Below are 23,071 nucleotides of genomic sequence, written 5' to 3' on the forward strand. Positions count from 1 at the left end.
CCTTAGCTTAAGGATTCAGCGCAGCCAGCTTCCCAAGCCGCAGCACCGGCGCACCGGCGTCGCGCGAAGCCGCGAGGTCGACAGTGAATTCCGCCACCCAGTCGTTGAGCTCATCCGGGTCCACGAGCATCTGAGCCACGGTCCACTGGCACCCGTCCTCGGAGGGAGCAATATAGGTGTGCCGAAGGTTACGCGCCTCGGGGTCGAGCCGTAGAAAACGGTGCCCCGATGCGTGGTAGCCCTCCAGGGCCCCGGCCAGCCGCTCGGCGGTCCAAGGCTCCGCATCCGCCACCACCTCGGGCGCGACGAGCATCGCCAGCGCCGCCTCGTCGTCGCCGTTGGTCCAGGCGCGCAGGAAGCTGAAGACCTGGTGCCGGATGGCCGCCGTAAAGGCCGTTTTATCCCGCGTAATATCGCGCGCGGCCTCGTCGGCTCCCGGCGGGCGCACTTCAGCGGTCTCGCCCGGCTGGTAATCCGGATCGCGCATCCGCTCCCATTCGTCAAGCAGGCTGGAATCAACCTGCCGGATCATCGCGCTCAAGTAGAGCTCCATGTCGCGCAGTTCGTCGTTCTTCGCAAAGTCGGGGACCGTCTGCGCCAGCACCTTCTCCACGTTGGAAAGATAACGCAGCAGCACCCCCTCGGCCCGCTGCAATTCATAGAGCTTGATGTAATCAGCAAAGGAGCGGAAATCCTCGAACATCTCCCGCGCGATCGACTTGGGCCGGATATTCTCCTGCCCCACCCACGGGTGCCGGTCGGCAAAGGCGTTGAAAGTGGAGTAGACGAATTCGCGGTCCGGCTTCGGGTACTCCAGCTTTTCCAGTTCCTCCATGCGTTGGTCGTACTCCATCCCCTGCGCCTTCATGTCGGCGAGCGCGTCACCTTTCACCCGGTCGAGCTGCTTGCGCAAGATCGCGTCCGGGTTTTCGAGGATCGACTCCACCAGCGTCAGCACCCGCGCCGCGTAGTCAGGCGCTTGGCGATCCAACTGCGGCAGCGTCTCGTGGAGATAGAGCGAAAGCGCCTCATTCATCGAAAAATCGTCCTGCAACGCAGCGTTCACGCGCACCTTCGCCCCCGCCTCCGTGCGCGGAATGAACTCAATAATCTTCCGCTCCACGAGCGAGCGAAAAAGCTGCCACGCACGCCGCGTGTGGTCCTTCTTTGCCCGGGCCGAATCGTGGCATTCCGTGATCAGCTCCCGCATCGCGGCGCAGCCATCCGTGGGGCGGCTCAGCACATTGAGTAACATTCCGTGGCTCACCTGGAACTGACTCACCAGCCGCTCGGGCGGTGCGCCGATCAAGCGTTCAAAGGTCGTCTTGTCCCAGTTGACGTAATGTTTCTCCGGCGGCTTGCGTTTGACGAATTTTTTCCCCTTCGCCTCCAGCAGCAGATTCTCGATGGCATGCTGCGGGGCCTGCGCCACGACCCAGCCGAGATCATCAAAGCCCTTCCGGCCCGCCCGCCCGGCGATTTGGTGAAAATCCCGCGCGGTAAGAATGCCCGTCTTCTGCCCGCTATACTTGCAGAGCTTGGTAAAGAGCACCGTGCGAATGGGAACGTTAATGCCGACGCCGAGCGTGTCCGTGCCGCAGATCACCTTGAGGAGCCCGCCTTGAGCCAGCCGCTCGACCAGCAGACGGTATTTCGGCAACAGCCCCGCGTGATGGAGCCCGATGCCGTGGCGCAGCCATTTTTTCACCTCCGGACCGTAGGGGCTCTGGAATTTCGTCCCCTCCAGCGCCTGCGCGATGGCCGCCTTTTCCTCGCGCGTACAGACGTTGATGCTCGTAAAATCCTGTGCGCTTTGCGCCGCCTCCAACTGCGTGAAATGGACAACGTACACCGGCCCTTTTCCCTCCGTGACGAGGTTCTCCAGCGTCTGCGAGAGCGGCGTCTGGCTGTAGGAGAACTCCAGCGGCACCGGCCTCACCGACGAAGCCACCGTCACCGCGGGCCGCCCCGTGCGCCGGGTCAGCTCCTCTTCGAAAAAAGCGGTATCGCCCAGCGTCGCCGACATCAGCAGAAAGCGCGTTTGCGGCAGCGTGAGCAGCGGCACCTGCCAGGCCACGCCCCGTTCGCGGTCCGAGTAGTAGTGGAACTCGTCCATCACCACATCGTCCACCCGGGCGGCGGCCCCCTCGCGCAGGGCCATATTGGCCAGAATCTCCGCCGTGCAGCAGAGAATGGGCGCGTCGCGGTTCACCGTGGCGTCGCCGGTGCTCAGGCCCACGTTTTCCGGGCCGAATTCCCGGCACAGCGCGCGCCACTTTTCATTAACAAGCGCCTTGACCGGGCAGGTATAGACCGAGCGCCGCCCCTGCGCGAGCGCCAGGAAATGGAGCGCCCCGGCAACCAGCGATTTTCCCGATCCCGTAGGCGTATTGAGGATCACATGATGCCCCTCAAAGACCTCCAGGAGAGCCTCCTCCTGCGCCGGGTAAAGCGTCAACCCCTTGCGCGCGATGCCCGCCAGGAAGTGCTCCAGCAAAACATCGGCGCTGGGAGCCGCAGCATTGGGCGAAAGAGAATTGGAAAGCGAAGAAGCCATGGGAAAAAGGGCATTGTGGCCTCTTTTCCCTCCCCGCGCACGCTCTTGTTTATCCGTGGCGGGCAAAAAGGCGCCAAACCCTATAGCACGCTCGCAATCCGCAAGGCGCGGCGCGCCCGGCCAATCTCAAGCGTCAGTTGCTCCCCCGCCTTGCGCCCAAGGAGCTGGCTGCCGAGCGGCGACTGCGGCGTAATCACCAGGAAAGTCTTCTTTTCGTGCACAATCTCCCGGCCCCCCGCCCGGGGTCCGATAAAATAGAACTCCGCCTCGCCTCCCTCCTCCAGCTCCACCACCGCCCCGACGTCAATACCCGCGCCGGGCCGGAAGTCCTTTGGCTCCATCGCGGCGTATTCCTCCCGGGCCCGGAGCGTCTCCGCCGCCTGGCGGGACTGACCGTGCGCGAGGTAGGAGGCCTCCAGCCCCCGCGTATCGTATTTATTCTCGGCCTTACTTTGCTCGTGCGTCGCCTCCTCATGGGCCGCGCGGGCGGATTGGGCATAGAGGGCGAGTTCGGCGTCGAGGCTGGCAATAATCTTCTGAATCAGAACGGCTTTCTTCACGGCTTTGGGATGGGCGCAGTACTTTGCCCGCCGGAAAGCGGGATTGCAAGCACCCGCCCGGGCCAATCCGGCTTTAAAGGCCCCCTCCGGCAGAAATCGCGCGCTCCGTAACTGGCTCGTATTGTGCCCGTTTCGAGTCGATCGCCTCTTTGCGGCGGAGCCTCGCGGCGAATTCTTAGTATCTTTGCCGCGATATCTGCCGTATAAGAAGAAAATCCGTTCATGGGGCCAATCCCTTCTGTGAACGGATTTTTGTGAGACTTTCCACCTATGAACAGCAGTCCCCAATCTGACGGTCTGGACCGGCGGCAATTCCTGAACAAGCTGGGCGGCGGAGCCCTGGCTTTTTCGGCCTTTCTGGCCGCCTGCAAGGGGAAACAAGCCGCCCAGGCCCCGAGCCACAAACCCGCGGGCGACGTGCCGACCGACCGGATGACCTATCGGATCAACCCCAAAACCGGCGACAAAGTCTCGCTCCTCGGCTACGGAGCCATGCGCCTGCCGCGCCTCTCCAAGGAGCACTCCCCCTCCGGCAAAGGCAACGAGATCGACCAGGAAGAGACCAACCGCCTCATCGATTACGCCATCGCACATGGCGTCAACTACTTCGACACCTCGCCCCGCTACTGCGAGGGACTCTCCGAGGCCGCCCTCGGCATCGCGCTCAGCCGCCACCCGCGCGACAAGTTCTTCGTTTCCACCAAACTCTCCAACCAGACCGAGCCGAGCCAGGAGGCATCCCTGGCCATCTACCGCCGCTCGATGGAACTCCTCAAGGTCGACACCTTCGACTATTACATGATCCACGCCGTGGGGGACTTCGCCACCTACAAGAAGCGCTACCTCGACAACGGCATGCTCGACTTCATGCTCAAAGAACGCGAGGCCGGGCGCATCCGCAACCTCGGCTGGTCGTTCCACGGCAAAAAGGAATTCTTCGACTACATGATGTTCGAATCCGGCGTGAAGTGGGATTTCGTCCTCATCCAGCTCAACTACTTTGACTGGGACATCACACAGGATAAAGGCCGCAGCAACGTGGACGCCCGCTACCAGTACGAAGTGCTGGAGAAACTGAAAGTCCCGGCGCTCATCATGGAGCCGCTCCTGGGCGGCCGCCTCGCCAGCCCCAACCACGTCGCCCAGGCCCTCATGAAGCAGACCAACCCCGACGCCAGCTTTGCTTCGTGGGCATTCCGCTTCGCAGGCTCCTTCCCCGACGTCCTGACCGTCCTGAGCGGTATGTCCTACATGGAGCACTTGCAGGACAACCTGCGCACCTATTCGCCCCTCGTCCCCCTCTCCGACAAGGAGCAGCAAATGCTCGTCGGCGTGGCCAAGACGATGCTCGAATTCAAGAACATCAACTGCACCAACTGCCAGTACTGCATGCCCTGCCCTTACGGCGTCAACATCCCGGGCCTCTTCATGCATTACAACAAGTGCCTCAACGAGGGGAACTTCCCCTCCCAGGCCCAGGACCAGAACTACCGACAAGCCCGCCAGGCCTTCCTGCTGGGCATGGATCGCAGCGTCCCCAAGCTCCGGCAGGCCAATCACTGCATCGGCTGCGGCAAATGCGTCCCGGCCTGTCCCCAGGGCATCGCCATCCCGCGAGAGCTGCGGAAGATCGACCAGTTCGTTGAACAACTGAAGAGGAATCGTTAATGAATCGTCTATTGCGCATCATCCGCATCCTGCTCGCCGCGGTCTCTTTCATCCTGATCACGCTGCTTTTCCTCGATTTCACGGGAACCGCGCGGGTCAACTTCGGCTGGCTCTCCAGGATTCAATTCGTCCCCGCCCTTTTCGCCGCGAACTTCGCCGTCCTCGCGGCCCTGCTCATCGTCACGCTGCTTTTGGGCCGCGTCTACTGCTCGGTCCTCTGCCCCCTCGGGGTATTCCAGGACGCCGTGGCGTGGATCTCCCGGAAGGTCCAGGGCAAAAAGAAACGCTACACCTACCTCCCGCCACTCAACGTCCTGCGTTACACCCTGTTGGCGCTCTGCGTCATCGCGTTTTTCGCCGGGCTCGCGCCGCTGGTCGCGCTGCTGGACCCCTACGGCTCCTACGGCCGCATGGCTACGAACCTCCTCTCTCCGCTCTACCGCTGGGGCAATAACCTGCTTGCCGCCCGTGCCATCCAGGCCAACAGCTTCGACTACATCACCGTGGATATCTGGATCCGGGGCGTGGCGACCTTCGCCGTGGCGCTCGGGACCCTGGGCATCGTCGGCTTCCTGGCCTGGCGCAACGGGCGCACCTATTGCAACACCGTCTGCCCGGTGGGAACGGTGCTCGGTTTTTTAAGCCGCTTCGCCCTGCTCAAGCCCGTCGTCAACGTCTCGAAGTGCAACGGCTGCCGCATTTGCGAGCGCGGTTGCAAGGCCTCCTGCATCGACGCCCGGGCGCATCAGATCGACACCAGCCGCTGCGTGGCCTGCATGAACTGCGTGGGAGTCTGCCCGCAGGGCGCGCTCGGCTTTGGCCACAAGAACCAGCCCGCATCAACCGTTAACCGCTAGAAATTTTATGGAACCCATTCGCAGCCAATCGGGGATTTCCCGGAAAAAATTTCTGTCGATCAGTGCGCTGTTTGCCCTCGGGGCGACAGTGAAAGCCAACCAAGTCGACGGCGGCCTGGCCTTCATCGAGGAGAAAAAAGCGCCCAAACGCGCCACATTCATCGCCCCGCCCGGCTCGCAAGGCCACCGGAACCTCTCCCGGCATTGCACCGGCTGCCAGCTCTGCATTTCGCTCTGCCCCAACCAAGTCCTGCGCCCCTCCTCGGACCCGGCCCACCTGACGCAGGTGGAGATGTCCTTCGAGCGGGGCTACTGCCGCCCGGAATGCACCCGGTGTTCCAAAGTCTGCCCCACGGGAGCCATCCGGCCCATCACGCGCGAACAGAAATCAGCCACGCAGCTCGGCAACGCCGTCTGGGTCAAAGACCGCTGCCTGGTCACCAAAGAGGGCGTCCGGTGCGACAACTGCGCTCGGCACTGCCCGGTGGGTGCCATCCAGATGGTGCTTACCGACGCGGCGAACGAAAAATCGCTCAAATTCCCCGTGGTCAACCCCGAGCGGTGCATCGGCTGCGGCGCGTGCGAGAACCTCTGCCCGTCGCGCCCGCTGAGCGCCATCTACGTTGAGGGTCACGAAACGCATCGGATCATTTAGCTTCCAGCCTGTGCCTATCGGTCTTCACAAATCTGCCGCCGCACTCTGCTAAGTACGGCGGCAGTCTGTGTTTGCTTGCTATGGCCTGTCCTTCAACTAAAAGCTGACATTAAACCGCAGCCCGGCCACGAGCGCGTTATCCTGCTTCTCGGAGGCTCCGGGGTTAAAGATGTACTGGATATCCGGCTGCACCGTCAGCCACTCGGTGGCCTGGACTTTGTACGTCAGCTCTACAATAGTCTCGTGATGCCGTTCCAGCGCCGCACCTTCGTCATCGCGAGCGTCGGAGCTGATGTGCGTATAGCTGAGCCCGAGCGCCGTGATGTCGCTATCGCGGCCCGGGATCAGTCCTTTGTAGTTCACACCGGCGTCAAAATAAAACGGCACCAGAGCCCGGTCGCTGGGCGCTCCGCCGATCCGCAGAAAGGCGTTCAGCCCCTGGTCCTCCGTGCCGGTTTCGCGCCACACCTGCTGATCGGCGATGAAATAGCCGCCGCCACTTGAGCGACGCCCTTCCTTGGGAAAGAGGTCCGTCTCGTCCGAGCGGAAGTAAAACGCCCCCACCTTGTAGGTGCCCGGCAGCCCTTCCGAACCCAGCTTGGTCGTGTAAGCGCCCTCGGCAATGGCGAGCGCCCCGTCGTTGCCGTTCCACTTCCAGTGCGTGCCGTACTTGTTATCGCTGCCCTGGTCCCCAGCGCTGCCGTCAAAAATTCCGGCCTGCACGGAGAAGGAATCATTGAACGTATAGCGCACGCGAGCCCCCGGAGCCGCCACCGGATAAACCGGGGCCCCGTAGTTCTGACTGATGAGCGGAATCGCCCCGAAGGCACCGTTAATAAACACCGCACCACTATCGGAAACAAAGAACTCCGCGTCGGCCAGGATCTGCCCAAGCCGGATCGACCACTGGCCGATGTCCTGCTGGAACCAGGCCTCGTAGAGCCGCGTGGTATCGTAAGCATCGATATTGCTGACGGCATTAAAGTCCCGGGTATACTTATCCGTAAGGCTGGAGCCGTGGGTATTGATCCCGCTGACCAGGAAGCTGCCGCCCTGCCAGCCCAGCAGCTTCTCCAGGTCGCCCTGCACGCCGATATTGAGGAGGCCCTCGTAAATCGCGCCGCGCCGATAGCCGCCAGAAACATTACCGAAAGTTTCCCCGGTATAGGAAACCGGGAATGACAAGCCGCCCAGGGTCAGCGCACACTTCGCCGCTTCCGGCTCTGGAGGCGCAGTTTCTCCCGCATTGGCAATGGAAGTAAGCGCCATTCCAGCCAACAGAACAGCGTTGAGGAGGTTGTTTTTTGGGTACATAGAAACGATTACTGAAACTTACTAAAAACCGAGCAGCCGCCCAGCTTGATAAATGACAAACGAAGCGCCCCAGGCGAGCACTGACATATAGCCGACCATGAAGAGCGGCCAGCGCCAGGAGTTCGTCTCGCGGCGCACGACGGCCACCGTCGCCAGGCATTGCATGGCCAGGACGTAGTAGACCATGAGGCTCACGCAGACCAGCGGCGTAAAGACCGGCGTGCCGTCGGCGTGTTTCTCGGCCAGCATGGCATCGCGAACTTCATCCTTTTCCTTCTCCTCCTTGTCCACACTTTCGCCCTCACCGGCCGCTTTTGCCTCGGCTCCGTCCTTGGCTTCCGCCGCGGGCTTGGCCTCGTCTTTGGGCTTCCCGCCGTCCTCGGCCTTGGCGGGCGCTTCATCCTCGCTTTCGAGGTTGTAGACAATCGCCATCGTGCCGACGAACACCTCGCGAGCCGCAAACGACCCGATGATGCCGATGCCGATCTTCCAGTCATACCCCAGCGGCCGGATGACCGGTTCGATGAAGTGCCCCAGTTGGCCCCCGTAGCTTTGCGAAATCGCGTCGGCTTTGCTGGTTTCGGGGTTCACCGGTTCAGGGAACTTCAGCAGCGCCCACAGGATGACCGAAAAGGAAAGGATGACCGTTCCCGCGCGGCGAAGGAAGATCCCCGAGCGCTCCCACATCCGCAGCCCGATCGACTTCAGAGCAGGCATCCGATAAGGCGGCAGCTCCAGAAGCAGCATCGGCTTTTCGCTTTTGAGCAGCGTCTTCTTGAAGATCCAGGCCATCAAGAACGCCGTCACCGCCCCCAGGACATACATCGAAAGCATGATGCCCGCCTTGGCCGCCGCCGAGGCAACCGGCATCATCACCGCGATCATCAGCGCGTAGACCGGCAACCGCGCCGGGCAGCTCATCAGCGGAGCCACCAGGATCGTCACCAGGCGATCCTTGCGGTTCTCAATCGTACGCGAAGCCATGATGCCCGGAATGGCACAGGCGAAGGAACTCAGCAGCGGAATAAACGATTTTCCGTGCAGCCCCACCGACGACATCACCCGGTCCATCATAAACGCAGCGCGCGCCATGTAGCCGCTGTCCTCCAGCAACCCGAGGAAAAAGTAGAGGATCAAAATCTGCGGCAAAAAGACCACCACCCCGCCCACACCGGCGATCACGCCATCGGTAACCAAACTCTGGAAATGCCCTTCCGGGATCAGCGCCTTCGCTTGCTCGCCAAGCCACCCAAAGCCCCCCTCGATCCACTCCATCGGGTACTGCGCCACGGTGAAAATGCAGAAAAACATGATCGCCATCACCCCCAGGAAGGCCACCCAACCCCAGACGCGATGCGTCACAATCAAGTCGATCCGGTCGGAAAGCGTCAGCTTCGACACCTCCCCCTCCTGATGGACCACCCGCGAACAAAGCTCGCCGATCCACTCGTAGCGCGCCTCGACCAAAGTCGCCAGCGGCTCGACCCCGGCTGCCCGCAGGCGAGCCAGCGCCTCCATCGTAGGCGTCAGGATCGCCGGTTCGTGCCGGGCCAGCTCCTCCAGCCCGCTCTCCTGCAACGTCAAAAGGAGGAGCGCCTCCGAGAACGGCGAGCCCTGGTCGGCGCGAAGCCGTTTGGCAAGAGCCTGGGCCTCCTTCTCAATCGCCTCGGGAACCGGCGGCCGCTTATCGGGGGCGGGCAGCACCTCCCGGGAAAGCGTCTGCTTGAGCTCCAGCAACCCGATCCCCTTGGATGCCACCATCGGGACGACCGGCACGCCGAACTCCCGTTCGAGCGCCGCCTTATCAATGCGGGTGCCGTTCTGCTCGGCCACGTCAACCATGTTGAGCGCCAGGACCATCGGGATCTGGAGATCCAGCAGCTGCGCGGCCAGGTAAAGATTGCGCTCCAGGTTGGAGGCGTCCACCACCACGACCACCGCCTCGGGCCGGGGCATATCGGTGCGCCCGAGCAGCACGTCGCGGGCGACGGCCTCGTCAGCCGAGTGGACTTGCAGGCTGTAGCTGCCGGGCAGATCCACCAGCACCATCGGCTCGCCATGGGTACCAAAGAAGCGGCCGGTCTTGCGCTCCACCGTCACGCCGGGATAGTTGCCAACTTTCTGGCGCAGGCCGGTAAGCGCGTTGAAAATCGTGCTCTTGCCGCAGTTCGGGTTGCCCGCGATGGCAATGTGCCGCACGGACGATGCGGCGACGGCGCGGGGCGTTTCTGAGACTTGGGGATGATCCATAAAACCTAGATTCTTTCGATTTGAATGCCCGCCGCCTCGCGTTTGCGCAGCGAGAGATGGTAGCCGCGAACTTTGATGTCAATCGGGTCGCCCAGCGGCGCGAACCGGACCACCTCCACGGCGGCTCCAGTGGTGAGGCCCATTTCGAAAAGCCGCGAAAGCGATTCGCCCGGGAGGCTGAACCCCGCGATACGGGCCTTGTCCCCGGGGGCCAGTTGGCTCAGTAATTCAGCACTCATGCGAGCACCTCCTCGACCTCGATGTGGGTTCCCAGGCTGCGCCCGATGGCGAGCCGGGTCCCCTGGATGGAGCAGATGAGCGCATTGCCGTCCACGAGCTTGCGGATCTCAGCCGCTTCGCAAAGCCCCAGCTCCTTGAGCCGCAACGAAGCGGGCGAGCTGGAGCTGATCCGGATCACGCGCAGCGGTCTGCTACAGCGCGCATTGGTCAGCGTGAGCGGCCTTTCCGAGCGCCCACAGCAGGTCAGGTGTTTTTTCATGCGCACTTTGATATTGAGACTCGTTCTCAATGACAAGTATGAATATTGCTAATTTCTTTACCTATATTGCTTTTATTTTTTACCCGAACGGGCCTTAAAAACCGGTTAACGCCTCGCGCCCGGCGGCTTGAGGGCGGCGATTTGCCAGAGTATTTCCAGGAAATGCTGGAGCACCGGAGAGGTGTCTTCGCGCCGCCAAAGCGCGGCCAGCTCGCTTGTTGGCGCGGGAGCCTTCAGCGGCCGGTAGACCACCCCGCGGTGCCGGAGTTCCCGCAGCGACTCCGGGACGAGCGCGAGCCCCATCCCGGCGGCAATGAGGTTGATGATCGTCTGGAACGTGCGAGCCTCCTGAAAAACCACCGGAACGAATCCCGCCCGGGCGCAATGTTGCAAAATCTGGTCGTAAAACCCGGGCGCAAGCTCCCTCGGAACCTGGAGGAACGGCTCGTCCTTGAGCGCGGCGAGCGGAATCGCCTTTTCCCGCGCCAGCCGATGCCGCTGCGAAAGCGCCACCATGAGCGGCTCGCGCCAGAGAATGCGCATCGCCAGCGCCTCGGCGTTTTGAACCGGCGGCCGCACCAGCCCCACGTCGAGCCGTTGCGCCTGGAGGTCCCCCACCTGCTCCTCGCTGGTGAGATCCTGCAAACTCAGCGTCACCCCAGGGAAGCGCGTGCGCATCACCCGGAAGGCGTTGATCAACTGGCCGTAGGCCGCCGAGCTCACAAACCCGATGGCCAGATGCCCCGTCTCCCCCCTACCCGCCTGCCGTGCCGCCTGCACAGCCTGCTCCGCCTGAGCCAGCGTCTTGCGGGCCTCGCCCAGAAACACCCGGCCCGCCGGGGTCAGCTCCACACGACGCTTATTGCGGCGCAGAAGCGGCGTCCCAAGCTCCTCCTCCAGCGCCTTGATCTGCTGGCTAAGCGCAGGCTGAACGATGCCGACACGCTGCGCCGCGCGGCCAAAATGCAGCTCCTGCGCCACGGCGACAAAATACCTCAAATAGCGAAGCTCCATGCCTTCCAGTGATAACGAAAAGTGATCACAGCCTCCAGTTTAATCTATTGGAGTGAAAATGCCTCCCGGTGGTAGATTGAGCAACTCATGAACGTTAAAAAAACCACGACCTCCAAGCGTGGTCCCCATCGCACCAGCCACAAGCCCGGCCAGACCAGCCGAGCGGGACTTTTATTTGCCCTTTTCGTCACCGGCTTTTCCGCATTCATCACCCTCTACGCCACGCAGCCGATGCTGCCCCGGTTCCGTGAAATCTTCCACACCAGCGAAGTAGCCGTCAGCCTCACCGTCACGGCCCCCGTGCTCGCCATCGCGCTGCTGGCCCCCATCGAGGGCCTCATCGCCGACACCCTCGGGCGCAAACGCGTCATCGTAGCAGCGCTGCTCGGCGCGGCCATCCCGACGCTCCTCGCCGGGTTCTCGCACAGCCTCGGCCAGCTCATTTTCTGGCGCTTCTGCCAGGGGATTTTCATCCCCGGGATCATCGCGGTAACCATGGCCTACATCAGCGAGGAGACCCCGCGCCACCTCACCGGCTCCACCATGGCCATCTACGTCACCGGCACCGTCGTGGGCGGCTTTTCTGGGCGCTTCCTCACCGGCCTCATCGTCTCCCGCTGGGAATGGCCGCTCGCCTTCGAAGTCATCGGCGCGCTGGCCCTCGCGGGCGCCCTGCTAACGTGGTGGCTACTCCCGGCATCGGAGAAATTCGTCCGCCAAAACAGCATCGGCGCTTCGCTTAAATCCATGCGCAGCCATCTGCGCAACCCCCGCTTACTGGCCACCTACGGCGTCGGCTTCAACTGCCTCTTCTCGCTGGTCGGCGCGTTCACCTACATTAATTTTCACCTCGCCGACGCCCCGTTTCACCTCGGCCCCACGGCGCTCGCCTCGGTCTTCGGCGTCTACCTGATCGGGGCCGTAATCACCCCGGTGGCGGGCCGCATCTTGGACCGGATCGGCCATCGCCGGGCGCTCATGCGGGCCGCCGGGGCCCTCGCCTTTGGCGGCCTCCTGACGCTCGTCCCCTCGCTGCCCGTCATCGTGCTCGGCCTGGCCATCCTGGCCTCAAGCGCCTTTACCAGCCAAGCTTCGGCCTCCAGCTTCGTCGGCCGGGCGGCCAAGCAAGCGCGCTCCTCCGCCTCGGGGCTCTACGTCGCCTTCTACTACCTCGGCGGCTGCACCGGCTCGATCCTGCCCGGCTTCATCTGGAAATGGACCGGCTGGGCCGGGTGCATCGGCCTCATTATCGTCGTACAGGCCGTCACCGCCTGGATGGCGCACAAATACTGGCGCGAAGCAGCCGAGGCAACACCCTCCGCCCCGCCCGAGCCCCTCTCAGGCCCCTCCGCGGAGCCGATAGGATAGAATATTACCCGCAAGTTTTTGAACCGCAGCACGGATCACTGACATCAGCGGCTTTACCCAATCCCGCCCCGGTCAGCCGGTCTGCCAACCGCAGGATGGCCTGATGGGGCGAGTCTTTCACGGCTGCACCGGTTTTGGCCGCATGCGCGATGTCCGCTTTTGAGACGCCAAGTTGCTGCGCCTGGTGGTAGTGGTGCTTCAAGCATGGCTCGCAGTTCGCCGCGATGGCAGCGCCGACGGCCACCAGTTCATCCACGGCGGCAGAATAGCCCACCGCTGATACCGGCTTGCGCGCCCGGACTTCGAGACTGGTGATATAGTCCGATGTCTTGGCGCCCGCAGGCAAACTTTCGGCAATTTTCTGGTAAAGCGGGTCTTTAAAATGGCTCATCGCATCGATGTAAACGGGCTTGGATTGAAGCACGATCTCCGTCAAGCCCGCTTCGCGCGCATAGCGCTCGGTCTCGCTTACAAGTACCGCGCCCGCAACGCAGCCGATCAGCGCCTCGACGATTTTCAAGACCTCCGGCGGCAGCGGCTTGAGCAGCGCCATGTCGGAGACGGCCACCCGGCCGCCGGGCTTTAGGACGCGGGCGATTTCGCGCCAGACCTGCGCTTTATCGGGCGAGAGGTTGATGACGCAGTTGGAAATAATGGCGTCCACGCTCTGGTCGGCGACGGGCAGATGCTCGATTTCGCCGAGGCGGAACTCGACGTTGTCCAAGCCGGTCTCCTTCAGGTAATGGGCGATGTTGGCGCGGGCCTTGCCGAGCATTTCCGGCGTCATATCCACGCCGATGGCGCATCCGGTGGCCTCGACTTTGCGACCGGCGATGAAGACGTCGAAGCCGCCGCCGCTGCCGAGATCAAGGACGGTTTCGCCCGGTTTGAGCGCAGCGAGCGCGGCGGGATTGCCGCAGGAGAGCCCCATGTTCGCGCCTTCGGGCAGGGCCGCGAGTTCCTCGACCGTGTAGCCTAGTTCCGCAGCCAGCTTGTCGGCGGCCTGAGGCGCGGAGCCACAGCAGGAAACGCCCCCTCCGCCGCACCCGCCGGTGGAAGTTTTGCGGGCAATCTTCGCGTAGCCCTCGCGCACCGTTTTGCGAATGAAGTGGCTTTGCGGGTGGGTCGATGGAGTTTTCATAGTAGAGTTTTTGTACTTATCTGGCGGCGGCAAATGACCGAGCGTTCGGTTTTCAAAATCTTGTCCAGTTTCTTAACATCCGCCTCGGCTTCGGCGCATTGGCCGAGCGATTGGTGAACCCAGGCGAGTGCCTCGCGGACAGCAACAGGCGCGGTTGCGTCTGGCAGCCGGTAGTAAACCCATCGTTCCGACTTGCGTGACAAAATCAGCCCGGCGTTGTGTAGAATGGAAAGATGCTTGGAAACCGTGGAGGGCGCGAAACCGAAGAGTTCGGTGATCTGGCAAACACAAAGCTCGCCGCGTCGCAACGCGAGGAGAACCCGCACCCGATTGGGATCTGCCAACGCTTTAGCCAGGGTCATAAAATCGCGCATAAATCGTTATTTCGCCAAACAACGAAATATTAGGCGCTAGGGGTACTCGTTGTCAAATCTCTATTTTTAGGGTTGGGCCGGTGGGATGATTCCGCCTCAGATGGCGAAATCGTCGTATTCCGGCTTCACCAGTTCGTTCGGAGGAAAGAGCATCCCCGCGGCGGCGGTCGCGTTGGTCCCCTGCTCGATCAGAATGAAAGAGCCGGTGAGGCGGTTGTTCGCGTAGCCGTCGAAATAGAGCGGCTTAGCCGTCTTGAGGTGAATCTCGCCGATGTCATTGAGCGCCAGTTCCGAGGGCGCGGGAATCCGCTCCAGATCCGTGAAGCTGAGCCGGTTCTCGATGCCGGTGACCATCGCCTGCACGGTCTGCGTCGTGTGCTTGAGCAAGTAGCGGCGGCCCGGTACGAGCGGGCGCTGGTGCATCCAGCAGATTTTCGCGTGGAACTCCGAGCTGAGCCCGGGAGCCGATTCGAGATCCGCCAGCATATCGCCCCGGCTAATATCCAGGTCATCCTCCAGCACCACCGTCACCGACTGCGGGCAGAAGGCCTCCTCCACCTCGCCATCGCTGCCGTGGATCGCCTTCACGCGGCTGCAAAGCAGGCTCGGCAAGTGGATCACCCGCTGGCCCACGCGCACCACGCCACCCGCGATCTGCCCGCTGAAGCCGCGGAAATCGTGCAACGTGGGGTCGCTCGGGTTCTCTGGCCGGTTAACCCACTGCACGGGAAGCCGGAAGCCCTCGAGGTTCCAGTCGCTGCCGATGTGGACGGCCTCCAGGTGATCGAGCAGCGTCGGCCCCTCGTACCACGGCATGTGCTTGGAGGGCCTCACGACATTGTCGCCGTCGAGCGCGCTGATGGGGATAAACCGGACGTCCTTGATGTTGAGGCGCGGCAGGAATTTCTCGAACTCATCGCGAATCTCCCGGAACCGCTCCTGGCTCCATTCCACCAAGTCCATCTTGTTGACGGCCACGATCAAATGCGGGATGCGCAGCAGCGAGGCAATCGACGTATGACGGCGGCTCTGCTCGATGACCCCCTGGCGCGCGTCCACGAGCACGATGGAGAGGTTCGCCGAGGAGGCGCCCGTGACCATGTTGCGGGTGTACTGCACGTGCCCGGGCGTATCAGCAATGATGAACTTGCGCTTCGGCGTGGCGAAGTAGCGGTAGGCCACGTCAATGGTGATCCCCTGCTCCCGCTCGGCGCGCAGGCCGTCGGTGAGGTTGGCCAGGTTGATCTTGCCGCCGCCGGTGATATCGGCGGAGCGTTTCAGCGCGGCGATTTGGTCCTCCATCAGCGACTTCGAGTCGTAGAGCAGGCGGCCGATGAGGGTTGATTTTCCGTCGTCAACGCTGCCGCAAGTATTGAAGCGGAGCAGATCAACGGGGTGTTCAATGGTGGAAAGAGACATGGGCTGTTTTTCTAAAAATATCCGGCTTTTTTGCGATCCTCCATGGCGGCTTCGGAGGATTTGTCATCGGCGCGGGAGCCGCGTTCGGTGACGCGGGCGGCGGCGATCTCGGCAAGGATGTCATCGATCGTCTCGGCCGGGGATTCGACGCAGCCGGTGCTAATGATGTCGCCGATGGTCCGAACGCGCACCACGAGTTCCTGGACCTCCTCGTTCGGCTTCGGCGGGACGAGGTGATTGACTGGCAGCCATTGGCCGCCGCGGCGCACGCAGCAGCGCTTGTGGCTGAAATAGATATTGGGCACCTCCAGCTTTTCGCGCCGGACGTATTCCCAGACATCCATCTCCGTCCAGTTGCTGAGCGGGAAGGCGCGCATGCTCTCGCCCTGGTTGACGCGCGTGTTGTAAAGGTTCCAGATTTCCGGGCGCTGGTTCTTCGGGTCCCACTGGCCGAAGGCGTCGCGGAAGCTAAAGAAACGCTCCTTGGCGCGGGCCTTCTCCTCATCGCGGCGGGCCCCGCCAATGCAGCAGTCGAATTGAAACTCCTCGATGGCGGCCAGCAGCGTCGGGATTTGCAGCCGGTTGCGGCTCACCTCCCCCGGCGAGGGAACGGCGATGCCCTTCGCGATGGCGTCCTCCACCCGGCGCACCACCAGCTTCGCGCCCAGCTCGGCGGCGCGACGGTCGCGGAATTCGTTGAGCTCCGGGAAATGGTGCCCGGTGTCGATATTGAGAAAGGGCATCGGGATGGCCGCCGGGCGAAAGGCTTTCTCCGCCAGGCGCAGGAGGCAGATCGAGTCCTTGCCGCCGGAGAAAAGGAGCGCCGGGCGCTCGAACTCCGCCGCCACCTCGCGCATAACGTGGATGGCTTCCGTTTCGAGATACTGAAGGTGATCGATGTGGTAGTTTTTCTTTTCTGGTATCGGACTCATGACTGGACGGCCTTTCCTCCCCATGCGGCGTGCAGGCCGCATTCGCGCTTTTCATCGGCCTTGGCGGGGTCGAAGTAATCCCATTCATTGGGAAGATGATGAGCGGAGAGGTAGGCTTCCATCTCCGCATCGGTGTAATAAAAAACAGGGCTGACTTTCAGCGTGCCGAAGTTCGGGTCGGCAGAAACGATGTCGAGCCCGGCCCGGTTCGGGTTCTGTACCTTGCGCAACGCCGTAATCCAGACCGCCGGAGCCAGTTCGCGCATGCCGCGCTGGAAGGGCTCCAGCTTCATGAGCGCGCTGAATTTTTTCAAGCCCTCCTCATCATCGAGGCTCGGCAGCTTGCCGTAGACCGCCTCGTAGTGCGCCGCGGTGATCGCGGGCAGATATGCTTTAATATTCAGCCCGAGCGAATCGCGGAGCACCTCGGCGTGGCGGTAGGTGGCCGGGCGGTTAAAGCCGTGGTCCACCCATAGGACGGGGATGTCCGCCTGAGCCTGCGTGGCGAGGTGAAGGATGACGGCTTCGTAGGGCCTGAAATTAGTGGATACAATCGCGCGCCCACCCCCTCGGGCAATGGCCCATTGGATGATTTCGAGCGGCGACTTGGAACGCAAAGCTTCGTTCCATTCTGAGAGCTGCTGGTTAGAACTCATTACTAGGATTGGATATTATGCAAAAAGGATGCGGTTGGCCCAGTCACCGAAGCGTTCGCCCGCCTCGCGCTCCTGGGCGAAGCGAGTAAAGAGCGCCCGGAATTCCCCCGGGAGTTCATCGGCCTTAATGACGTCTTTATAGACCCGGTTGAGTCGTGTGCCGGTGGCATTACCGCCGAGGTAGAGCTGGTATTTGCCCGGAGCCTTGCCCACAAGGCCGATCTCCGCCACATACGGGCGCGAGCAGCCGTTCGGGCAGCCGGAGGTGCGGATGATAATCTCCTCGCCGGGGATCCCCGCTTCCGCCAGCGCCGTTTCGGCATAGCCGATCAAGGTCGGGAAGGCGCGTTCGCTTTCCGCCAAGGCGAGGCCGCAGGTCGGCAGCGAGACGCAAGCCGTCGAAGCCCGGCGCACCGCCGAGACCTGCTCGGGCAGGATCGCCCCGTGCTCTTTTAGGACCACCGTGAGGGCCGCCTCGTTCTCCGGAGCGATATTCGCCAAAATGAGGTTGTTGCCCGGCGTAAAGCGGATTTCCGGCTGGAAGCGCTCCACCACCACGCGCAGCGCCGTTTTGAGCTTCTGGCTTTCGGTGTCTTTGATCCGCCCCGTGGCCACCGAGAGGCCCAGGAATTTCCGGCCGTCGGGCTGCGTGTGCCAGCCAAAGGGATCGCTCACGCTGGTAAACTGGAAGGGCCTGGCCGCCCCGAGCGTCACACCCGAGCGTTTCTCCACCTCGGCGCGGAACCACTCCACGCCCCGCTCGGCCAGCAGGTACTTGAGCCGGGCATGCTTGCGGTTGGAGCGGTCGCCGAAGTCGCGGTGAACCGTCACCGCCGCCAGCGCCACCTGCTGCAACTGCTCCGGAGTAACAAACCCAATCACATCCCCCAGGCGCGGGAACGTCGCGGGGTTATTATGGCTGCGCCCCATGCCGCCGCCCGCCGTGAGGTTGTACCCGACGAGTTTGCCCTCCTCCACAATCGCAATGAGCCCGACATCATTCGTCAGCACGTCGGTATCGTTGGAAGGCGGCAGCGCGAAGCCGAATTTGAATTTGCGCGGCAGGTAAGTCTTGCCGTAAAGCGGATCAATAAAGTCTTTGCTCTTTTCCTCGCTCTTGAGGTTCAGCTCCGTGCCGTCGATCCAGATCGAGTGATACGCGGGCGTCGCGGGCGAAAGAAAATCCGCCAACGCATTCGCCTGCGCCAGCAGCTCCCGGCCCACGGCCCCGATCCCCGGCGACGCAGGCACCGTGATGTTACGCACCACATCGCCGCAGGTGGCCAGCGTGGTAAGAAGCGTCTCGTTAATCCCCTTGATCGTCGCCCCGAGGTTCGACTTGAGCACCCCGTGAAACTGGATCGTCTGGCGCGAGGTAATCCGCAGCGTCTGGTTCGCGTAGACATCCGAGAGCCGGTCCAGCTCCAAGTACTGCGCCGGGGAGATCACCCCGCCCGGCATCCGGATGCGGATGAGCATAATGTACTTCTTGCCCGTCTTGCGCAGATCGCGGTCATCCTCTTGATAGATGCCGTGGAATTTCAGGAACTGGGTGTCATCGTCCGAAAAACGCTCCGCCGTCCCGTCGGCAAGGGTTGCCGCAATGTTGCCAGCCAGCGTCGGGCTGGCGAGCTTCAACAATTCGTTCGCCGAAGGAGAGGACGGTGAGGCTGGTTGAGTCATAAAACCGAGGCTAGCTACAAACCCCATTTTGTCAATCGAGTTTAAGTAGAACGTCCGTTTTAATTCCTATCTATAGCTAACAAATACACCATAACTTACTCCACCCCAGCGCCTTGAAATTCCTCAAAAATTTCCGCTAATTTGAATTGACCAATCCCCCACTCAGCCAGTAGATATTACTTATCGACAAACTCTATCGGGTTTGTGAACATTTCAAAACAACAACCGAACATTCACCCGACCACACCCATGAAGAAAATCGCAGCAGTGTTGGCGCTCCTGGCCTCGATCGGCCTTGCGAGCGGAGCGGAACTTCTCAACGTCTCCTACGACCCCACGCGGGAGCTTTACACGGAATACAACGCGGCCTTTGCCAAGTATTGGAAATCCAAGACCGGCCAGGACGTCACCGTCAACCAATCCCACGGCGGCTCGGGCAAGCAAGCCCGCTCCGTACTCGATGGCCTTGAGGCGGACGTCGTCACCCTCGCCCTCGCCTACGACATCGACGCGCTGGCCGAGAAAAAGCTCCTTCCCGACGACTGGCAGAAAGCCTTCCCGGAAAACAGCTCGCCCTACACCTCCACCATCGTCTTCCTGGTTCGCAAGGGCAACCCGAAGGGCATCAAAGACTGGGACGACCTTGCCAAACCGGGCATCGCAGTGATCACGCCCAACCCGAAGACCTCCGGCGGCGCTCGCTGGAACTACCTGGGCGCATGGGCCTACGCCGAGCAGAAGCTCAACAAGGACGAAGCCAAGGTGAAGGACTTCATCGGTAAAATCTACAAGAACGCCCCGGTGCTCGACTCCGGCGCCCGCGGCGCGACGACGACCTTCGTTCAGCGCGGCCTGGGCGACGTCCTCATAGCATGGGAAAACGAAGCCTACCTCGCCCTGAAGGAATTTGGGCCCGAGAAGTTTGAGATCGTCACCCCGTCCATCAGCATCCTCGCCGAGCCGCCCGTCGCCGTGGTCGACGTCGTGGCCAAACGCCACAAGACAGAGGATCTCGCCAAGGCCTACCTAAATTACCTCTACTCCGAAGAAGGCCAGGACATCGCGGGCAAGAATTTCTACCGCCCGCGCGATCCCAAGGTCGCCGCGAAATATGCCAGCCAGTTTGGCAAAGTCTCGCTCGTGACCATCGACGACGTCTTTGGCGGCTGGAAAAAAGCCCAAGCCACGCACTTCGCCGACGGCGGCACCTTCGACCAGATCTACGCCAAGTAATTCGGAGCCGTTAGCGCCCCATCCCGAAAGCTGAATGAAACGACGCATTCTTCCCGGATTCCGGCTCACGCTCGGCTATTCCGTGATCTATCTGACGCTGATCGTGCTGATCCCGTTCGTCGCGTTGACAGCCCGCGCCTTCAACGGAACGTGGGCGCACGTCTGGGGGGTAGTCACCTCCCATCGGCTCATCGTATCGTATCAGCTCAGCTTCGGGACGGCGCTGGTGGCCTCGCTCATCAACGGCGTGTTCGGCTTCATCACCGCATGGGTCCTCACACGCTACCGTTTTCCGGGGCGGCGGGTCATTGATTCGCTCATCGACCTGCCCTTTGCCCTGCCGACCGCCGTGGCCGGTATCGCGCTCACCGCGCTTTACGCGCCCAACGGCTGGGTCGGCGCCCCGCTTGCGAAACTCGGCATCGCCGTGGCCTTCAACCGCCTGGGCATCTTGATCGCGCTGGTGTTCATCGGCTTTCCCTTCGTCGTGAGGACGCTCCAGCCGGTGCTCGCTGCGCTGACCAACGACGTGGAGGAAGCCGCCGCGCTCCTGGGCGCAAGCCGCTTCCAGACCTTCCGGCGCGTCATCTTCCCGGCTGCGCTGCCCGCGCTCATCACCGGCATCACCCTCTCCTTTGGCCGCGCCGTGGGCGAATACGGCTCAGTGGTCTTCATATCGGGTAATATTCCGTTCAAAACAGAGATCACCCCGCTGCTCATCATCGCCAAGCTCGAACAGTACGACTACCAGGGCGCGGCGGGCATCGGCCTCGTCATGCTGCTGGCCTCCTTTCTCATCCTCGCTTTCGTCAACGCCATCCAGTGGTGGAACACGCGGCGCTTTAATTCCTCTTCGCTTTAGTCTATGGCCGGAGTCGTACCAGATTTAACCCTAATCCGCCCCGCCGTCCGCCCCGCCGTCCGGCCCCGCCGAGCCACGGAGGAAGGGCCCTTCATCCGTTGGACGCTCATCGTCATCACCGTCCTCTTTTTCGCCGCCTTCCTGGTCCTGCCGCTAGTGACCGTTTTCGTAGAGGCCTTCCGGAAGGGGACCGAATACTACTTCAAAGCCCTCTCCGACCCGATCGCCTGGAGCGCCATCAAGCTGACGCTCGTGACCGCCGCGATCGCCGTGCCGCTCAACACCGTCTTCGGCCTCGCCGCCGCCTGGGCCATCACACGCTTTAGTTTCCGCGGCAGACAGTTCCTTTCCACGCTCATCGACCTGCCCCTGTGGGTTTCCCCGGTCATCGGCGGCCTGATCTACGTGCTGCTCTTTGGCACCCAGTCCCCCTTCTCGCCGTGGCTCATCGCGCACCATATCAAGATCGTCTACGCCACGCCGGGCATCATCATCGCCACCGTCTTTGTCACCTTCCCGTTCGTAGCGCGCGGCCTGATCCCCCTCATGCAGAACCAGGGCGTCGCCGAGGAAGAAGCCGCCCTCACCCTGGGCGCACACGGCTGGCAGGTCTTTTTCCGCGTCACGATCCCAAAAATCAAGTGGGGCCTGCTCTACTCCGTCATCCTCTCCAACGCCCGCGCCATGGGCGAATTCGGCGCCGTCTCCGTCGTCTCTGGGCACATCCGGGGCCTTACCAACACCATCCCGCTCCAGATCGAGATCCTCTACAACGAATACTCGTTTGCCGCAGCCTTCGCCCTCGCCTCGCTCCTCTCGCTCCTGGGCCTGGCCACGCTGGCGCTCAAAACCTACATCGAATGGCGCGCCGGAGGGCGGCCTTCCTAAACCCGACTTTTTTTGCAACCCGACTCTTTGTTTTATGAGCATCCGCATTGATGGACTGAACAAGAACTTCGAAGATTTCACCGCGCTCAAGGACGTCTCCCTGGAGGTCCATACCGGCAAACTCGTCGCCCTCCTCGGCCCCAGCGGCTCCGGAAAAACCACGCTCCTGCGGGTCATCGCCGGGCTGGAATTCGCCGACTCCGGGCGCGTCTTTTTCAACGACAAAGACGTCACGGAGCACAGCGCCTACGAACGCCGCGCCGGGTTCGTCTTCCAGCACTACGCCCTCTTTCAGCACCTGAGCGTGTTCGACAACATCGCCTTTGGCCTCGAAGTGCGCCCGCGGGCGACCCGTCCCTCCAAGGACGAAATCCGCGAACGCGTCCACTGCCTCTTGCAGTTAATCCAGCTGGAGGACTTGGCCAAGCGCTTCCCCTCCCAGCTCTCCGGCGGCCAGCGGCAGCGCGTGGCGCTCGCCCGGGCGCTGGCCATCGAGCCGCACGTGCTGCTTTTGGACGAACCCTTCGGCGCGCTCGACGCCAAAGTGCGCAAGGAACTCCGCGCCTGGCTGCGCCGGTTCCACAACGAAACGCACATCACGAGCCTCTTTGTAACCCACGACCAGGAAGAAGCCTTCGAGGTCGCCGACGAAGTGGTCATCCTCAACCACGGCTCCATCCAGCAAATCGGCGCGCCCAAGAAAATCCAGACCGAACCGGCCAACGCCTTCGTGCAGGACTTCCTCGGGCTCGATTTCGAGATTTAAAGGGGCCCCCGGGCACCCCCTCATTTCCTCGTTCCCTCGTTACGAATCTCCAGATTCGTAACGCCCCTTGTCTGGGAATCTCTGAGGGTAATGTCCGCTTTAGCACGAATCCATAAACGTAAAGTGCTAGCGGACAATGAAAAACAGATATATCGAGCATGCGCACATTTCCGAGAGGAAATTTAGGGCGATTTTGCATCATTTCGCTCACGACATTTGCGTACTCAAAACGTCGGCCTTGCTGGGGATTCGCCGCCAGAGCGTGAGCCGCATCTACGGCCTTTTGCGCCAGCGTTTGCTGGTTCTGAGCATCAAGGAATTCAGACCCTTTGCCGGTGAAGTCGAAATCGATGAGAGCTATTTCGGCCCGAGGCG

General features: G+C 62.1%; 18 protein-coding genes and 2 pseudogenes. 7 read left to right on the top strand and 13 right to left on the bottom strand.

Annotation, left to right across the window (positions count from 1 at the left end):
* Window positions 1-7 precede the first annotated feature (7 nt).
* Together B2828_RS13350 and B2828_RS13355 are read right to left on the bottom strand one after the other, a co-directional pair.
* On the bottom strand, window positions 8-2,557 hold the full coding sequence (locus B2828_RS13350; RefSeq protein ID WP_479634255.1) for a DEAD/DEAH box helicase: 2,550 nt from the start codon (window positions 2,555-2,557) through the stop codon (window positions 8-10).
* 80 nt (window positions 2,558-2,637) lie between these two features.
* A complete protein-coding gene (locus tag B2828_RS13355) occupies window positions 2,638-3,117 on the bottom strand; it encodes a GreA/GreB family elongation factor (protein ID WP_479634256.1) in 480 nt (159 codons plus the stop codon).
* A gap of 270 nt (window positions 3,118-3,387) precedes the next feature.
* Here B2828_RS13355 and B2828_RS13360 point away from each other — a divergent pair, with 270 nt between their 5' ends.
* Together B2828_RS13360 and B2828_RS13365 are read left to right on the top strand one after the other, a co-directional pair.
* The gene (locus tag B2828_RS13360) at window positions 3,388-4,785 is read left to right on the top strand and encodes an aldo/keto reductase (protein WP_479634257.1); all 1,398 of its coding nucleotides are present in this window, start codon (window positions 3,388-3,390) and stop codon (window positions 4,783-4,785) included.
* Window positions 4,785-6,297 (top strand): annotated as a pseudogene (locus tag B2828_RS13365) (4Fe-4S binding protein). The gene B2828_RS13360 and the pseudogene B2828_RS13365 overlap by 1 nt, the downstream one beginning before the upstream one ends.
* Before the next feature lie 96 nt (window positions 6,298-6,393).
* On the opposite strand, the gene B2828_RS13370 reads toward B2828_RS13365, so the two are convergent.
* From B2828_RS13370 to B2828_RS13390, 5 genes are all read right to left on the bottom strand, one after another.
* Window positions 6,394-7,566, bottom strand: a complete 1,173-nt coding sequence (locus B2828_RS13370; protein ID WP_479634258.1) for a carbohydrate porin — start codon at window positions 7,564-7,566, stop codon at window positions 6,394-6,396.
* A 66-nt stretch (window positions 7,567-7,632) separates the two neighbouring features.
* On the bottom strand, window positions 7,633-9,861 hold the full coding sequence (gene feoB / locus B2828_RS13375) for a ferrous iron transport protein B (RefSeq protein ID WP_479634259.1): 2,229 nt from the start codon (window positions 9,859-9,861) through the stop codon (window positions 7,633-7,635).
* 5 nt (window positions 9,862-9,866) lie between these two features.
* Window positions 9,867-10,100, bottom strand: coding sequence for a FeoA family protein (locus B2828_RS13380; RefSeq protein ID WP_479634260.1), 234 nt, complete (start codon window positions 10,098-10,100; stop codon window positions 9,867-9,869).
* Window positions 10,097-10,360: a FeoA family protein gene (locus B2828_RS13385; RefSeq protein ID WP_479634261.1), complete on the bottom strand. Its 264-nt coding sequence runs from the start codon at window positions 10,358-10,360 to the stop codon at window positions 10,097-10,099. Before B2828_RS13385 ends, B2828_RS13380 begins: the two co-directional genes overlap by 4 nt.
* A gap of 105 nt (window positions 10,361-10,465) precedes the next feature.
* Window positions 10,466-11,374, bottom strand: coding sequence for a LysR family transcriptional regulator (locus B2828_RS13390; RefSeq protein WP_479634262.1), 909 nt, complete (start codon window positions 11,372-11,374; stop codon window positions 10,466-10,468).
* Between the two features lie 87 nt (window positions 11,375-11,461).
* Between B2828_RS13390 and B2828_RS13395 the strand changes: the two genes are divergently transcribed.
* Window positions 11,462-12,742: an MFS transporter gene (locus tag B2828_RS13395; protein ID WP_479634263.1), complete on the top strand. Its 1,281-nt coding sequence runs from the start codon at window positions 11,462-11,464 to the stop codon at window positions 12,740-12,742.
* A gap of 4 nt (window positions 12,743-12,746) precedes the next feature.
* Here the strand turns inward: B2828_RS13395 and arsM are convergent, their stop codons facing one another.
* The 6 genes from arsM to B2828_RS13425 all read right to left on the bottom strand — a co-directional run bounded on the left by arsM (window position 12,747) and on the right by B2828_RS13425 (window position 18,947).
* The gene (gene arsM, locus B2828_RS13400; protein WP_479634264.1) at window positions 12,747-13,883 is read right to left on the bottom strand and encodes an arsenite methyltransferase; all 1,137 of its coding nucleotides are present in this window, start codon (window positions 13,881-13,883) and stop codon (window positions 12,747-12,749) included.
* Window positions 13,880-14,245 (bottom strand): ArsR/SmtB family transcription factor, encoded by a 366-nt coding sequence (locus tag B2828_RS13405; protein ID WP_479634265.1) that lies wholly within the window; start codon window positions 14,243-14,245, stop codon window positions 13,880-13,882. The genes arsM and B2828_RS13405 overlap by 4 nt, the downstream gene beginning before the upstream one ends.
* Before the next feature lie 108 nt (window positions 14,246-14,353).
* Window positions 14,354-15,676, bottom strand: a complete 1,323-nt coding sequence (locus tag B2828_RS13410; protein ID WP_479634266.1) for a sulfate adenylyltransferase subunit 1 — start codon at window positions 15,674-15,676, stop codon at window positions 14,354-14,356.
* A gap of 11 nt (window positions 15,677-15,687) precedes the next feature.
* Entirely contained in the window at window positions 15,688-16,608 is a 921-nt protein-coding gene (gene cysD, locus B2828_RS13415) for a sulfate adenylyltransferase subunit CysD (RefSeq protein WP_479634267.1), read from the bottom strand.
* Complete coding sequence (locus B2828_RS13420) at window positions 16,605-17,264, bottom strand: phosphoadenosine phosphosulfate reductase domain-containing protein (protein ID WP_479634268.1); 660 nt, start codon at window positions 17,262-17,264, stop codon at window positions 16,605-16,607. Before B2828_RS13420 ends, cysD begins: the two co-directional genes overlap by 4 nt.
* 15 nt (window positions 17,265-17,279) lie before the next feature.
* Window positions 17,280-18,947: an NADPH-dependent assimilatory sulfite reductase hemoprotein subunit gene (locus tag B2828_RS13425; RefSeq protein WP_479634269.1), complete on the bottom strand. Its 1,668-nt coding sequence runs from the start codon at window positions 18,945-18,947 to the stop codon at window positions 17,280-17,282.
* A gap of 249 nt (window positions 18,948-19,196) precedes the next feature.
* On the opposite strand from B2828_RS13425, the gene B2828_RS13430 reads away from it, so the two are divergent.
* From B2828_RS13430 to B2828_RS13445, 4 genes and pseudogenes are all read left to right on the top strand, one after another.
* Complete coding sequence (locus B2828_RS13430; RefSeq protein WP_479634270.1) at window positions 19,197-20,180, top strand: sulfate ABC transporter substrate-binding protein; 984 nt, start codon at window positions 19,197-19,199, stop codon at window positions 20,178-20,180.
* Window positions 20,181-20,214: 34 nt separating this feature from the next.
* Window positions 20,215-21,042 carry a sulfate ABC transporter permease subunit CysT gene (cysT, locus tag B2828_RS13435; RefSeq protein WP_479634271.1) on the top strand — a complete coding sequence of 276 codons (828 nt, stop codon included), beginning with the start codon at window positions 20,215-20,217 and terminating at the stop codon, window positions 21,040-21,042.
* Window positions 21,043-21,045: 3 nt separating this feature from the next.
* Window positions 21,046-21,930, top strand: coding sequence for a sulfate ABC transporter permease subunit CysW (gene cysW, locus B2828_RS13440; protein WP_479634272.1), 885 nt, complete (start codon window positions 21,046-21,048; stop codon window positions 21,928-21,930).
* 34 nt (window positions 21,931-21,964) lie between these two features.
* Window positions 21,965-22,678: pseudogene (locus tag B2828_RS13445) on the top strand (sulfate/molybdate ABC transporter ATP-binding protein); the annotation flags it as partial.
* Window positions 22,679-23,071: the final 393 nt, after the last annotated feature.

Source organism: Spartobacteria bacterium UBA695 (assembly GCA_002298145.1).
Lineage (GTDB): Bacteria > Verrucomicrobiota > Verrucomicrobiia > Chthoniobacterales > Chthoniobacteraceae > UBA695.